At 68.8% G+C, this 13,650-nt stretch carries 12 protein-coding genes; 5 read left to right on the top strand and 7 right to left on the bottom strand.

Features of this window, described 5'->3' with window-relative positions:
- The first annotated feature begins 227 nt into the window (after nt 1-227).
- Nucleotides 228-740: a 5,6,7,8-tetrahydromethanopterin hydro-lyase gene (gene fae, locus AC3WSN_RS12865; protein WP_043353182.1), complete on the top strand. Its 513-nt coding sequence runs from the start codon at nt 228-230 to the stop codon at nt 738-740.
- A 474-nt stretch (nt 741-1,214) separates the two neighbouring features.
- Here fae and AC3WSN_RS12860 read toward each other — a convergent pair whose 3' ends face one another.
- The 3 genes from AC3WSN_RS12860 to groES form a co-directional block, all read right to left on the bottom strand.
- Nucleotides 1,215-1,400, bottom strand: coding sequence for a hypothetical protein (locus AC3WSN_RS12860; protein WP_192710792.1), 186 nt, complete (start codon nt 1,398-1,400; stop codon nt 1,215-1,217).
- 189 nt (nt 1,401-1,589) lie between these two features.
- On the bottom strand, nt 1,590-3,233 hold the full coding sequence (gene groL / locus AC3WSN_RS12855; protein WP_373622637.1) for a chaperonin GroEL: 1,644 nt from the start codon (nt 3,231-3,233) through the stop codon (nt 1,590-1,592).
- A gap of 74 nt (nt 3,234-3,307) precedes the next feature.
- The gene (gene groES / locus AC3WSN_RS12850; RefSeq protein WP_091779337.1) at nt 3,308-3,598 is read right to left on the bottom strand and encodes a co-chaperone GroES; all 291 of its coding nucleotides are present in this window, start codon (nt 3,596-3,598) and stop codon (nt 3,308-3,310) included.
- Nucleotides 3,599-3,810: 212 nt separating this feature from the next.
- Between groES and AC3WSN_RS12845 the strand changes: the two genes are divergently transcribed.
- Entirely contained in the window at nt 3,811-4,797 is a 987-nt protein-coding gene (locus AC3WSN_RS12845) for a CorA family divalent cation transporter (protein ID WP_492538412.1), read from the top strand.
- A gap of 200 nt (nt 4,798-4,997) precedes the next feature.
- On the top strand, nt 4,998-6,458 hold the full coding sequence (locus tag AC3WSN_RS12840; protein WP_492543105.1) for a methyl-accepting chemotaxis protein: 1,461 nt from the start codon (nt 4,998-5,000) through the stop codon (nt 6,456-6,458).
- Between the two features lie 74 nt (nt 6,459-6,532).
- Here the strand turns inward: AC3WSN_RS12840 and pdeM are convergent, their stop codons facing one another.
- From pdeM to AC3WSN_RS12825, 3 genes are read right to left on the bottom strand one after another with little or no spacing between them, the layout of a single operon-like run.
- On the bottom strand, nt 6,533-7,246 hold the full coding sequence (gene pdeM, locus AC3WSN_RS12835) for a ligase-associated DNA damage response endonuclease PdeM (protein WP_492538410.1): 714 nt from the start codon (nt 7,244-7,246) through the stop codon (nt 6,533-6,535).
- Between the two features lie 41 nt (nt 7,247-7,287).
- Nucleotides 7,288-9,900 (bottom strand): ligase-associated DNA damage response DEXH box helicase, encoded by a 2,613-nt coding sequence (locus AC3WSN_RS12830; protein ID WP_492543104.1) that lies wholly within the window; start codon nt 9,898-9,900, stop codon nt 7,288-7,290.
- Nucleotides 9,897-10,853 carry an alpha/beta hydrolase gene (locus AC3WSN_RS12825; RefSeq protein WP_192709052.1) on the bottom strand — a complete coding sequence of 319 codons (957 nt, stop codon included), beginning with the start codon at nt 10,851-10,853 and terminating at the stop codon, nt 9,897-9,899. The genes AC3WSN_RS12830 and AC3WSN_RS12825 overlap by 4 nt, the downstream gene beginning before the upstream one ends.
- A gap of 281 nt (nt 10,854-11,134) precedes the next feature.
- On the opposite strand from AC3WSN_RS12825, the gene AC3WSN_RS12820 reads away from it, so the two are divergent.
- Nucleotides 11,135-11,491, top strand: a complete 357-nt coding sequence (locus tag AC3WSN_RS12820) for a DUF6460 domain-containing protein (RefSeq protein WP_192709051.1) — start codon at nt 11,135-11,137, stop codon at nt 11,489-11,491.
- Between the two features lie 252 nt (nt 11,492-11,743).
- Nucleotides 11,744-13,108, top strand: a complete 1,365-nt coding sequence (locus AC3WSN_RS12815) for an MATE family efflux transporter (protein ID WP_492538407.1) — start codon at nt 11,744-11,746, stop codon at nt 13,106-13,108.
- 12 nt (nt 13,109-13,120) lie between these two features.
- Here the strand turns inward: AC3WSN_RS12815 and AC3WSN_RS12810 are convergent, their stop codons facing one another.
- A complete protein-coding gene (locus AC3WSN_RS12810) occupies nt 13,121-13,465 on the bottom strand; it encodes a hypothetical protein (RefSeq protein WP_192709049.1) in 345 nt (114 codons plus the stop codon).
- Between the last annotated feature and the right edge of the window lie 185 nt (nt 13,466-13,650).

The following is a 13,650-nucleotide window of genomic DNA, read 5'->3' as shown; positions in this document are numbered from 1 at the left end:
CGATCCGGTGTTTCCCGTACGGACGACTTAGAAATTCCTTCATGTCAGGGCCTTGCGCGGGTTGTGAGCCGCAGGGCCCCGCTGTAGGGTCCGCCGCGCTGTCCGGCCCAACCGGCTCGGCCCATCCGGCTCGGCCGGCATGGTCGGGCGCCGATAACAAGGATGGCTTCCCGGCCGCGGCACCGCCCGGCGCGCGGCTTTTTTCGGAATCCAGGGAGAGACACCGAATGGCGAAGATCACCAAGGTTCAGGTCGGCGAAGCGCTCGTCGGCGAAGGCAACGAAGTCGCCCACATCGACCTCATCATCGGACCGCGCGGTTCGCCGGCCGAGACGGCCTTCTGCAACGGCCTCGTGAACAACAAGCACGGCTTCACCAGCCTGCTCGCGGTCATCGCGCCGAACCTGCCGTGCAAGCCGAACACCCTGATGTTCAACAAGGTCACCATCAACGACGCCCGTCAGGCCGTCCAGATGTTCGGCCCGGCCCAGCACGGCGTTGCCAAGGCCGTGCAGGACGCGGTGGCCGAGGGCATCATCCCGGCGGACGAGGCCGACGACCTGTACATCCTGGTCGGCGTGTTCATCCACTGGGAGGCGGCCGACGACGCCAAGATCCAGAAGTACAACTACGAGGCGACCAAGCTGTCGATCCAGCGCGCCGTCAACGGCGAGCCGAAGGCTTCGACGGTCACCGAGCAGCGCAACTCCGCGCAGCACCCCTTCGCCGCCAACGCTTAGATCGGGGACGGTCCTGGGCAGAGCGCGCCTCCGCCCGCACCGCGGGGCCTGATCCAGCGACTGGCTTCGATCTTTCTTGGCCGATAGGTAAGTCCTTGAACGGGACGGCGCGAGCCGTCCCGTTTTTTTGTGCGTCGCGTGCCGGCCATCGCGCGGCGCAGGACGTCATTGCAGGCCCACGGCATTCCTGGCCTTCTGAATTCCGGGTCGCTCCGCTGCGCGCCGCGATGGTTCATCCGGTCACCGATCCACGTCGACACGTGTCTTCGACCCGCCCCGTCATCCCGGGGCCGCGCAGCGGAACCCGGGATCCAGACACGCCGCCGCGGCAAGGTCGGGCACCGCCAGCGGGTCTGGATTCCGGGCTCGCCTTCGGCGCCCCGGAATGGCGGCGCGGGGTTCCGCAGCGCCGCGAGAATCCAGGCGTCGGCTCGTCAACGCACGGGATCCGACCCTCGCGGCGCTGCGCCATCCTCAGTGCCAGGCGATCTGGACATTGAGGTCCCGGGTCTTCGCGGCGACCGCCGTGCCAGCCGTCAGGCCGGTCGTACGCACCGTGATCGGCGGTTCGACGCCGTTCGCCTCCAGGACGTTCAGGGCGATCGTGGGCTTGATCGCGAAGTCGACGTTCTGCGGGACGTCGCTGGACGCGAACGCCACCTGCTTGGGTCACGCCAATCACGTTCCCGTACTGATGCCGCGGACCGCCGCGGCAGACGTCATGCAGGCCGGCCACAACGTCGTCTTGACCAGAGCCCTGCCGCGGCAGCGGCAGGGGGAGCAGAGTCCAACAGAAAAGGGGCCGCCCTTCGGCGACCCCCTTCCTTCGTCTCGACGGGTGGCTTGGACTTAGAAGTCCATGCCGCCCATGCCGCCGCCGCCCGGCATCGCGGGAGCGCCGCTGTCCTTCTTCGGGGCGTCAGCGACCATCGCCTCGGTGGTCACCAGCAGGCCGGCCACGGAAGCCGCATCCTGCAAGGCGGTGCGCACCACCTTGGCCGGATCGACGATGCCGGCCTGGATCATGTCGACATACTCTTCGGTCTGGGCGTTGAAGCCGAAGGTCTCCGACGAGGTGTTGTCGGTGATCTTGCCGACCACGATCGAGCCCTCGACACCCGCGTTCTGGGCGATCTGGCGCAGCGGGGCCTCAAGAGCCTTCAGCACGATCTTGATGCCGGCCTGGACGTCCGGGATCTCGGACTTCAGCTCGGCGACCGCCTTCTTGGCGCGCAGCAGCGCGGTGCCGCCGCCCGGAACGATGCCTTCCTCGACCGCCGCGCGGGTGGCGTTGAGGGCGTCGTCGACGCGGTCCTTCTTCTCCTTGACCTCGACCTCGGTCGCGCCGCCGACGCGGATCACCGCGACGCCGCCCGCGAGCTTGGCCAGGCGCTCCTGCAGCTTCTCACGGTCGTAGTCCGAGGTGGTCTCCTCGATCTGCGCCTTGATCTGCGAGATGCGGCCCTCGATGTCGGACTTCTCGCCGACGCCGTCGATGATCGTGGTGTTCTCCTTCTCGATGCGCACGCGCTTGGCGCGGCCGAGCATGGGGAGCGTCACGTTCTCGAGCTTGATGCCGAGATCCTCGGCGATCATCTGGCCCTTGGTCAGGATCGCGATGTCCTCGAGCATCGCCTTGCGGCGGTCACCGAAGCCCGGCGCCTTGACGGCCGCGACCTTCAGGCCGCCGCGGAGCTTGTTGACCACCAGCGTGGCCAGAGCCTCGCCCTCGATGTCCTCGGCGATGATCAGGAGCGGCTTGCCGGTCTGGACCACGGCCTCAAGCACCGGCAGCATGGCCTGGAGCGAGGAGAGCTTCTTCTCGTGGATGAGGATGTAGGGGTCCTCAAGCTCGGCGACCATCTTCTCCGCGTTCGTGATGAAGTACGGGGAGAGGTAGCCACGGTCGAACTGCATGCCCTCGACGACGTCGAGCTCGGTCTCGGCGGTCTTCGCCTCCTCGACCGTGATCACGCCCTCGTTGCCCACCTTCTGCATGGCGTGGGCGATCATCTCGCCGATCTCCTTGTCGCCGTTGGCGGAGATCGTGCCGACCTGGGCGACCTCATCGGAGGTCGAGACCTTCTTGGCGCGCGCGATGATGTCCTTCACGGCGGCCTGGGTGGCGAGGTCGATGCCGCGCTTCAGGTCCATCGGGTTGATGCCGGCGGCGACGTACTTGGCGCCCTCGCGGACGATGGCCTGGGCCAGCACGGTCGCAGTGGTGGTGCCGTCACCCGCGATGTCGTTGGTCTTCGAGGCCACTTCGCGCACCATCTGGGCGCCCATGTTCTCGAACTTGTCGGCGAGCTCGATCTCCTTGGCGACCGTCACACCGTCCTTGGTGATGCGCGGGGCGCCGAAGCTCTTCTCGATTACGACGTTGCGGCCCTTCGGGCCCAGCGTCACCTTCACCGCGTCGGCGAGGATGTCGACGCCGCGCAGCATCTTATCGCGGGCGTCGGCGGAGAAACGAACGTCTTTCGCTGCCATGGTTTGCCTCTTGTCTGGTTGGGTTCTGCCCCAAGGCCTCAGGCGGCCTCAAAGGGCGGGGACGGATGGTCCGATCAGGCGGCGACGACGCCCATGATGTCGGATTCCTTCATGATCAGGAGGTCCTGACCGTCGATCTTGACCTCGGTGCCGGACCACTTGCCGAACAGGACGCGGTCGCCGGCCTTGACGTCGAGCGCGTTGACGCGGCCGGACTCGTCGCGGGCGCCGGGACCGACGGCGACAACCTCGCCCTCCTGCGGCTTCTCCTTGGCGGTGTCCGGGATGATGATGCCGCCCTTGGTCTTCTCTTCGCCTTCGATGCGACGGACGACCACGCGGTCGTGCAGCGGACGGAACTTCATGAGCTGCCCTCTTGCTTCAGGTCTAGAGTTGGCGTTGATGCGGCCGGCGGGACCGCTTGCGAACTCGACTGTTAGCACTCTGTCTCGGCGAGTGCCAAAGACGGCCGCGAGATAGGCCCGCTCCGGTTCCGAGTCAAGGCTGTCGCACCCCCGCGCGACGGTGCGATGACGCGCTTGCGGCTCTCTGTCTCCCACATGGATAACGCGCTCTCATGCTGAGCCTGCACGGACCTGAAGGCCCGGTGGCGCTGCAACCCGGCAGCCCGATCGCGCACAACACCGTGTGGCTCGACCTGAACGACCCGACGCCGGAGGAGGCCAAGGCCGTCGAGACCGCGACCGGCCTGCGCGTCCCGTCCCGCGCGGCGCTCTCGGAGGTCGAGACGTCGAGCCGCCTGCGGCGGGTGAAGGGCGGGCTCTCACTGTCGACGCCGATGATCACCTTCGAGCAGAGCGCGTCGCAGTTGAAGCCGCTGGGCTTCCTGCTGACCAAGGACCATCTCGTCACGATCCGTTTCCACGACCTCCGCGCCTTCGATTCCTCCGCGAAGCGCATCGCGGACGGCGACGGCAGCACGGCCCCGAGCGAGATCTTCCTCGTCGTCCTGGAGGAGCTGGTCGACAGCCTCGCGGACGCCCTCGAGGACATGGCGTCGGAACTCGATTCCCTCTCGACCCGGATCTTCGACTTCGACGTCCGCGGCGCAGACCGCCGCCGGCTGGAGAGCCCGCCGCCCCGCCGCCGCGACCTCGCCCTGCGCCGGATCCTGCGCGGCATCAGCAACCGCGGGAAGGTGCTGGGCAAGATTCGCGCGAGCCTGCTCGGGCTGGAGCGGATCGTCCCGTTCGTGTCGGCCGCCTGCGATGGGCTCGGCCTGCCCGAGGATGGGCGCTTCGATACGATCCGAAGGGACATCGAGTCCCTGGACGAGTTCGAGACCCGGCTCGCCGAGAACGTGCAATTCCTCCTCGACGCGGCTTTGGGCCTGATCAACATCGAGCAGAACAACGTCTTCCGGGTGCTGACGGTCGTCTCGGTGGTCGGTGTCCCGCCGACGCTGATCGCCTCGATGTACGGCATGAACTTCAAGCACATGCCGGAGCTGGAATGGGCCTACGGCTATCCCTACGCGCTCGGCCTGATCCTGCTCAGCGCGATCGCGCCGGTGATTTACTTCCGTCTCCGCGGCTGGTTCTGATATTGGCAAGTTCATTATAGTCAATATCAGATATTTCTATAGCAAATTTCGATTTTTAATGCGATGAAGGCGTGAAAACCATTTCGGCAGACCGTATCTTCCGCAGCATTCAGCGATGGCGATATCGCATTTGGACATCGATTAGCGCGTTGTTAACCGAACGGAAGCTATAGAGCCGTCCGGAGGAACCAATTGTGACCATGTTCAAGCGAGCAACGTACAGCGAGGCGCAGGCCAAGATCGAGGCGCTCGACCGGTCCTTGGCCATCATCGAGTTCGCGCTGGACGGCCGCGTGCTGCATGCGAACGAAAACTTCCTTAAGGTGATGAAGTACGCGCTCAATGATGTCGTCGGCAAGCATCACCGCATCTTCGTTGAAGACGCCTATGCCGCAACCGCCGAATATGCGGCGTTCTGGGACAGGCTGAAGGCCGGCCACTACGTGACCGGGGAATTTCCCCGGATCGATAAGGACGGTACCACGATCTGGCTCGAGGCGACCTACAACCCGATCCTCGACGCGAAGGGCCAGCCGGTGAAGGTGGTCAAGTTCGCCTCCGACATCTCGGCGAAGAAGAAGGAGATTACCCGCCTCCTGACGATGATCGACAATGTGCCGGTTGCGGTCATGACCGCCGACATGACCGACGATTTCAAGATCGATTACCTGAACGCCACGTCGCGCAAGACCCTGTCGACGATCGAGCAGCACCTGCCGATCAAGGTCGACGCGATGCTCGGCAGTTCGTTCGACGTCTTCCACAAGAACCCGCACCACCAGCGCACCATGCTGGCCGATGCCAGCCGGCTGCCGCACACCACCAAGATCAAGGTCGGGCCGGAGACGCTCAACCTGCAGGTCACGGCGGTGAACGACGAGAAGGGCCGCTACCTCGGGCCGATGCTGACCTGGGCCGTCGTCACCGCGCAGGTGAACATGGAGACCGAGGTCAAGCGGGTCGTCGAGGCGGTCGGATCCGCGATCCAGGAGATGCAGAGTTCCGCCGAGGGGCTGATGCAATCGGCCGAGTCCGCGCGGCACAAGGCGTCGTCGGTGGCCGCCAATTCCGAGCAGATGAACGGCGCGATTCAGGAGATCTCCGGGCAGGTCGGCCGGGTCTCGGAGCGCGCGCAACAGATCGCCGTCCAGGCTGAGACCACCGACGCGACGATGCGGCAGCTCGCCGACAACGCCCGCAAGGTCGACGCCGTCGTCGGCATGATCAAGTCGATCGCCGACCAGACCAATCTGCTGGCGCTCAACGCCACGATCGAGGCCGCCCGCGCCGGAGCGGCGGGCCGGGGCTTCGCGGTGGTGGCCTCGGAGGTGAAGGCGCTGGCCGAGCAGACCGCCAAGGCCACCGGCGAGATTACCCAGCAGGTCTCGGCGATCCAGAGCGCCACGGGTGAGGCGGTCGGCGCCATCGAGATGATCACAGCGGCCGTGGGCGAGCTCTCGAAGCTCACGCTGTCGATGGCGAGCGCCGTGGAGGAGCAGGCGGTCTCGACCCACGAGATGGCCGGTAATATCGGCGGCGTCTCCGAGGCCGCCAACGCCACCGGTCAGCTCGCGCAATCGGTCCAGGGCATCGCCGAGAGCCTCGCCGGCCATTCGGCGAGGCTCTCGGAGAGCGTCATCCAGTTCATGAAGACGGCGTGAGCCGACCCGGGCGCGTCCCTCGCGGAGCGCGCCGTCCTTGCGGGCGCGGCGAGGCCGTTTAGCGCGGCGCGCGCTCAGTCCCGAGCGAGCTGCGCCCGACCAATCGCGAAGACCCGCCCGTCGCCGAGGAGGTGGGCGGTAAAACCCTTCGGGAACAGCCCTTCGATCGCCTTGTCGCGGACGTTCAGGCCGCCGGCATAGGCCCCGAAGGCCGGCATCACGAGGCGCGACCCGTCAGTGACGAAGCAGCGGCGGCGCACCGCCCGCCCGCGCATCGCGACCTTGCCGCAGGGATGCAGATGGCCGGCGATCTCACCGGTCACGGGTTCCGGGCTCGGCTCGTGACGCAGGACGAGGCCGCCGATCGTCAGCGCGTCGGCGTAGCGGCCGCCGACGCCCTCTCTGACCGCCGCATCGTGGTTTCCGGCGATCCAGACCCAGTCGCGGCCCTCCTGCAGCGCCGCCACCATGGCGCGGTCGCCCGGCTCCATCCGCTCGGGCCCGCGGGCATCGTGGAAGGAATCGCCGAGCGCCACCACGCGGACGGGATCGTGGCGCACCACGGCCTCGTGCAGGCAGGCCAGGGTCTCGCGGGTGTCGTAGGGCGGCAGGAACTGACCTGAGCGGGCCGCGTAGGACGAGCCCTTCTCCAGGTGGAGGTCGGACACGATCAGCGTCCGGTGCTCCGGCAGCCAAAGGCCGCCGCAGAGATCGAGCACCAGGGTCTCGCCTGCCAACTGCAGGGTGGGGTGCTTGTGAGTCTTCTCGAGTCTCAGGCCGGCCGCCAAGATCGCATCCTCGGAATCGTCGGGGGAGGGCGGATCGACGGTCAGGACAGAGCCTCTTGGAGAAGCTCCGCCTCGGCCTCGGCCAGGATCTCGTCGGCACCCTCGCCGTAGACCCGCTCGCGCCCGATCTCGAGCATCACAGATACGGAGAGCGGCGAGACCCGGTCGAGAGACCTGTGGATGATTCGCCCCTGGATGCGCTCTAGCATCATGCCGAGGCGCCTCACGTCGAGGAGTCCGGTTGCCGCATCCTGCCGCGCCGCCCGCAGCAGGAGGTGGTCGGGCTGGTGCTTGCGCAGCACGTCGTAGATCAGGTCGGTCGAGATCGTGACCTGTCGGCCGGATTTCTTCTGACCCGGATGGTGGCGCTCGATCAGCCCGGCGATGACGGCGCATTGCCGGAAGGTGCGCTTCATCATGGCCGATTCATCGAGCCACGCCTCGAGGTCGTCGCCGAGCATGTCGACCGCGAACAGGTCGCCGATGAAGTCCGGGTCGAGGGCGGCACGTTCGGAGACGTCGCGGGTCGTCCAGATCGCGATGCCGTAATCGTTGGCCGCGAAGCCCAGCGGCCGCAGCCCGTCGCGCTCCAGCCGGCGGGTGAGCAGCATGCCGAGCGTCTGGTGCGCGAGACGTCCCTCGAACGGGAAGGCCGTCAGGTAATAGCGCTTGCCCCGCGGAAAGGTCTCGACCAGCAGGTCGCGCTCGCCCGGCAGGACCGAGCGGCGGCGCTGCTGCAGCAGGTACTCGCCGATCTGCTTCGGCAGGCGATCCCACGCGAACGGGTCGGCGATCAGCGCCCGGACCCGCTCGGCCAGGAAAGTCGAGAGCGGGAACTTCGCGCCCGCGTAGGACGGGATCGCCGGGTCGGTCCCGGCCGGTGCGCGGGTCACGAGGCACTCGTCCTCGGCGAGCCCCTCGAAACGCAGGGTCTCCCCGGCGAACAGGAACGTGTCGCCGACCGTCAGCGTCTCGGCGAACTCGTCCTCGATCTCGCCTAGCACGCGGCCTGTCTTCGGCAGGACGGTACCGGGCTTGCCGCGCAGCGTCCGGCCGAGCCGCACCCGCACCCGCGCCGCCTCGACGATGGTGCCGACATTCATCCGGTAGGCCTGGGCGGTGCGGGCGTCGCGCACGCGCCACAGCCCGTCCGGCCCGCGCAGGATCTTGGCGAAGCGCTCGTAGGCGCGCAGCGCGTAGCCGCCGGTGGCGACGTAATCGACCACCTGCTCGAAGGATTCCCAGGTCAGCCCGGCATAGGGCGCCGCCGAGACGATCTCGTCGTAGAGGTCGACCGGGTCGAAGGCGTCGGCGCAGGCCATGCCGAGCACGTGCTGGGCGAGCACGTCGAGGGCGCCCTGCCGGGCGTCGGGGGTGTCCTGCGCGGCCTCCTCGACGGCGTCGAGCGCCGCCTGGCACTCCAACATCTCGAAGCGGTTGCCGGGGACGAGATAGGCCTTCGAGGGCTCGTCCATCCGGTGATTGGCCCGGCCGATCCGCTGCATGATCCGGCTCGCACCCTTCGGCGCGCCGACATTGACCACGAGGTCGACGTCGCCCCAGTCGATGCCGAGATCGAGGGTCGCAGTACAGACGATCGCCCGCAACTGGCCCGCCGCCATGGCGGCCTCGACCCGGCGGCGCTGCTGCGCGTCCAGCGAGCCGTGGTGGATCGCGATCGGCAGCGCGTCCTCGTTGAGCCGCCACAGCTCCTGGAAGGTGTACTCGGCCTGGAGACGCGTGTTCACGAAGACCAGCGTCGTCCGGTGCTCCTTGATCAGCGCGTAGATCGCCGGCATCGAGTGCCAGGCGGTGTGGCCGGAGATCGGCAGCGCGCGGCCGAGGTCGAGCATGCGCAGGTCCGCCTTCGCGCCGCCGGCAACGGTGACGAGATCGGCCATGGGCGGCGCGACGGGCCCCCTCTCCCGTGCGGGAGAGGAACCCGTGCCCGATTTCTCCACCGCGCCGGTCCTCTCTTCGTGGGATCTCGAAGGCGCGCCTGAAGACGGCGGAGGGGGAAGCGGCCCCTGCGGCACCAAATACTTCCGCAACTCGTCCGGCTCGCGGACCGTCGCCGAGAGCCCGATCGCCGCGAGCCCCGGGCTCAACCGATGCAGCCGTGCCAGCGCCAGCGACAGCAGATCACCGCGCTTGGACGTCACCAGCGCGTGCAGCTCGTCGAGCACCACGCAGCGCAATCCCGAAAAGAACGCCTCCGCCTCGCGATGGGCGATCAGCAGCGCCAGTTGCTCCGGCGTGGTCAGCAGGATGTCCGGCGGGCGGCTGATCTGGCGGGTGCGCTTGTGGGCCGGCGTGTCGCCGGTGCGTGTCTCGACCCGCACGGGCAGCGCCATTTCGGCGATGGGTGCGTCGAGGTTGCGGGCGATGTCGACCGCCAGCGCCTTCAGCGGCGAGACGTAGAGGGTGTGGAGCCCGGTCGGCTTCAGCTTCTGCGGCCCGCGCTCAGCGAGGGCGACGAGGCTCGGCAGGAAGCCCGCGAGCGTCTTGCCGGCGCCCGTCGGCGCCACCAGCAGTGCCGAGCGGCCGGCCCCGGCGATCCGCAGGAGGTCGAGCTGGTGCGGCCGGGGCGCCCAGCCGCGCGCCGCGAACCAGGCCTGGAACGTCTCCGGCAGGGTTTCAGAGGGAACGCTCAGGCGAGCGCCATCAGGAAGCGGTCGATCAGCTCCAGGGCCCGCTCGCTCATCGGGCTCGGATAGCGGGCGAAGACGTGGCAGCCGCCGGGATAGATCGCCGTGTGGCCGCCATTGCCCGCCGCGGCCCAGCGCGCCGACATGTACAGCGTGTCGTCGAGGAGCGGATCGGCGGTGCCGATGGTGAACAGGGCAGGTGGCAGGCCCTTCAGGTCGGCGTAGATCGGCGACACGTCCGGCCGGCGCCGGTCGATCCCCTCGCGGACGTAGCCGTCGGCGAATTTGGTGAGGTCGCGGGTGTTCACGACCAGGCGCTCCTCGCCCCAGTTCCTCACCGAAGGGGTCAGGCCCAGGTCGAAGAAGCCCGCGTTGAGGTTGGCGCCGCGGAAGGCCCGCGGGAGGTTGTGCTTGTCGCGCAGGCGCAGCAGCACCATCACGGCGAGGTGGGCGCCGACAGATTCACCGCCTATCGTCAGGGCGTGGATACCGAACTCGGCCTTGCCGGGACCGGCGAGCCAGAGGGCCGCGGCCTCGCAGTCGAGCAGGGCCGCCGGGTAGGGGTGCTCGGGCGCGAGGCGGTAATCCACCGACAGGGCGACGAAGCCGCAGGTGTCGGCGATCCGCTCCAGCCACGGATCCTGCTCGTCGGCCGAGCCCCAGACCCAGCCGCCGCGATGGATGTGCAGATAGGCGCCGCGCAGCTTCGTGCCCGGCTTCGGGTGGACCACGCGGAGCCGGAGCGGGCCGCCCGGACCCTCGATGGTCAGCCATTCGGCGCGGGCGCTGTGCGGCATCGCCGGCGCCGCCTTGGTGCCGGCGCGGCGGCGCTCGCGCACCTCGGCGATCGGCAGCGACCAGGGATCCGGCAGGGCGGCATGCGCCGCGACGATCTCGGCATTGATCCGGATCGTCTCGGGATCGATCGTCGCCGGGTCGAACAGGGCGTGGTCGATCATCGTGCGTTTGGTCCCGTCGGTGCTCGGAGCCTCTCACGAAGCTCCCGAGCCTGGGGAGCGCTCTCCTGAGCCAACGCGGCGCAGCGAAAGTTTCGCGAGGTGCCTCATCCATCGCCTGTCCCGACATCTTGGCGGGACAGGCGCCGCTTGCCATCTGGGGTTCGCGGGAGAAACCCGCCAACGCTCGATCCGCGCTCGGGTTTCGCCGCGGTGTGGTGTGCCGGTCACGGTTCTGCCGGCTTCGTCGCCGATCCGGACGGCTCAAGGCTCACGAGGACGCAATGCTCGTCGATCACAACCGACGCCCGCAGGGCTTCGAGCAGGGAGCCCCGGGTCCGGACGGCGCCTACGGGGCAGGGCCCTATCGAACGCGCGAATCGGGGCTGCGCCGCTTCCTCGGCGGCTCGCCCGTCGGGGTGTTCGTGCGCCTCCTGTTCCTGTCGGTGCTGGTCGGCGCCTTCATGTCGATGCTCGGCCTGACGCCTGGGCGCCTGTTCTGGCACCTATACGATTCCGCCCGGGCGCTGATCGATATCGGGCTCGCCTCGCTGCACGATTTCGGCGGCTGGATCGTCGCCGGGGCGATCGTGGTCGTGCCGCTGTGGCTGATCGCACGGCTGTTCGCGGTCTCGCGCTGAGGCCGTGCCCGCGATCGAGCGGGCCGACGATGATCCGGAGCCGTTCAGACCGGCCCTCAGCCCGTCATTCCAGGGCCGCGCAGCGGAGCCCGGAATCCAGAGCCGCCGTCTTGGCCAGCCCCGGCATGCCGGTGTGTCTGGATTGCCCACCGCCCGGCGTGCTCCTCCAGGTCCGAGCTCGCCTGCCGAGCCCCGACACGTCGGCGCATGGCTGAGGGTGTTCGATCGCGTCGCGGTTGCTAAGCTTGCGGCATGACACACGCCCTGGTCAGTCCCGGCCGGCCGACGCACCGCCGCGTGCTGGCCCTGGCGCTCCCGATGACGCTGGCCAACGTCACGACGCCGATGCTCGGCTTCGTCGGCGCGGCGGTGATCGGCCGGCTCGGCGACGCGGCGCTCCTCGGGGCCGTGGCCCTCGGCGCCGTCATCTTCGACGCGATCTTCTGGTCCTTCGGCACCCTGCGCATGGCGACCGCGGGCCTGACCGCGCAGGCGGTGGGGGCCCGCGACAGCGCGGAGGTCGACCGCATCCTCGCCCGGACGCTGGCGGCGGGCGGTCTGATCGGGCTCGTCCTGGTGGCGCTGCAATGGCCGCTGGCGGCGGTCGCCTTCGCGATCAGCGGCGCGAGCGAGACCGTCGTCGCCGGCTTGGCGGTCTATTTCCACACCCGCATCCTGTCCGCCCCCTTCGTGCTGGCGAATTACGGCGTGCTCGGATCGGTACTGGGTCGCGGGCGCACGGATCTCGGCCTGCTGCTGCAGGTGGCGATCAACCTGGCCAATATCGGGCTGACCCTGGTTCTCGTCCTGGGCCTCGGCCTCGGGCTGATGGGGGCGGCGTTGGCGACCGTCTGCGCCGAGGCGACCGGGCTCGGCCTCGGGCTGATCGTGCTGGCGCGCCTCGGGTCGCGGCCATTCCGGGTGCCGCTGCGCGATCTGCGCGATGCCGCAGCGCTCCGCCGGACCCTCAGCGTCAACATCGACGTGATCCTGCGGACGCTGGCGCTGATCACCGGTATCGTGCTGTTCTCGGCCCTCGGGGCCCGACAGGGCGACGTGGTGCTCGCCGCCAATTCGGTCCTGTGGAATCTCTTCCTGATCGGCGGCTTCTTCCTCGATGGCTTCGCCACGGCGGCCGAGACCCTCTGCGGTCAGGCGGTCGGCGCCCGGGATGCGGCGGCCTTCCGCGGCGCGGCGTCCCTGTGCCTGCGCTGGTGCCTCGGCTTCGGGCTCGCGGTCAGCCTGCTGTCGCTCGCGGGCGGCCACGGCTTCATCGATTTCGTCACCACCAGCGGGCCGGTACGCGAGACCGCGCGGTCCTACCTCCCGTTCGCCGCGCTGGCACCCCTAGCCGCCGCAGCGCCGTTCGCCTTCGACGGGATCTATATCGGCGCGACCTGGACGCGGGCGATGCGCAACCTGATGCTGTGCGCGCTCGCCGCCTACGGCGCGATTCTGACGGTCGTCCAGGTTCTGGGCCTCGGCAATAGCGGGCTCTGGCTCGCCTTCGTGGCGTTCCTCGGCGCCCGGGGCCTGGGCCAGGCGATCGCCTTTCCGGCCCTCGCCCGCAGGACCTTCGCGGAGAGAGCCGCGTCGCCCCTAGAACGGGCAGCCTGAGGCGCGCGGGTCCTAGTGCGGATCCTTCCAGCCCGTGCGCGTCGGCGCGGGCGGTGCGGTGCGCGCGACGGCGCCCGTCGCGCGCGGCAGGTCGGCCTCCGCGCGGCGCGGGTAGGACCGCCGCGCGCCCGCGTAGCCGTACCGGCGGCCGCGGCGGACATGACGGCGCCCCCGCTCTGTCGAATTGCCCACGAAGCCGCCGACCACCGCGCCCGCGACCGCGCCGATCGGCCCGCCGACAAGGGCGCCCGCGACCGCGCCCGAGCCGACGCCCATCGTGGTCCGGCTCTGCGCCCAAGCCATGCCCGGGGTGGCGAGAGCGCCGACCAGTGCAAGGGCAACTAAGGTCTTGTTCATGCCTGTAAGTCCGATGTCTCAGAACTGACTTCGGTCGGCCTTTAAACGTCGGAACGTGACCAAACCGCGGCTTCGATCCGCGATGACCGGCACCGGTATCAAACCGGGTGCGGACTCACCGGTCCAGACCAATGGGGTGTGGAATGGCCGCGCGCGTGCTTTAGGGTGCACCGCAACGATGGCCG

The organism is Methylobacterium sp. FW102-HT35C08 (assembly GCF_058790235.1).
The sequence above is the reverse complement of the archived record's forward strand: the minus strand, read 5'-3'. Positions and strand labels throughout refer to the sequence as shown.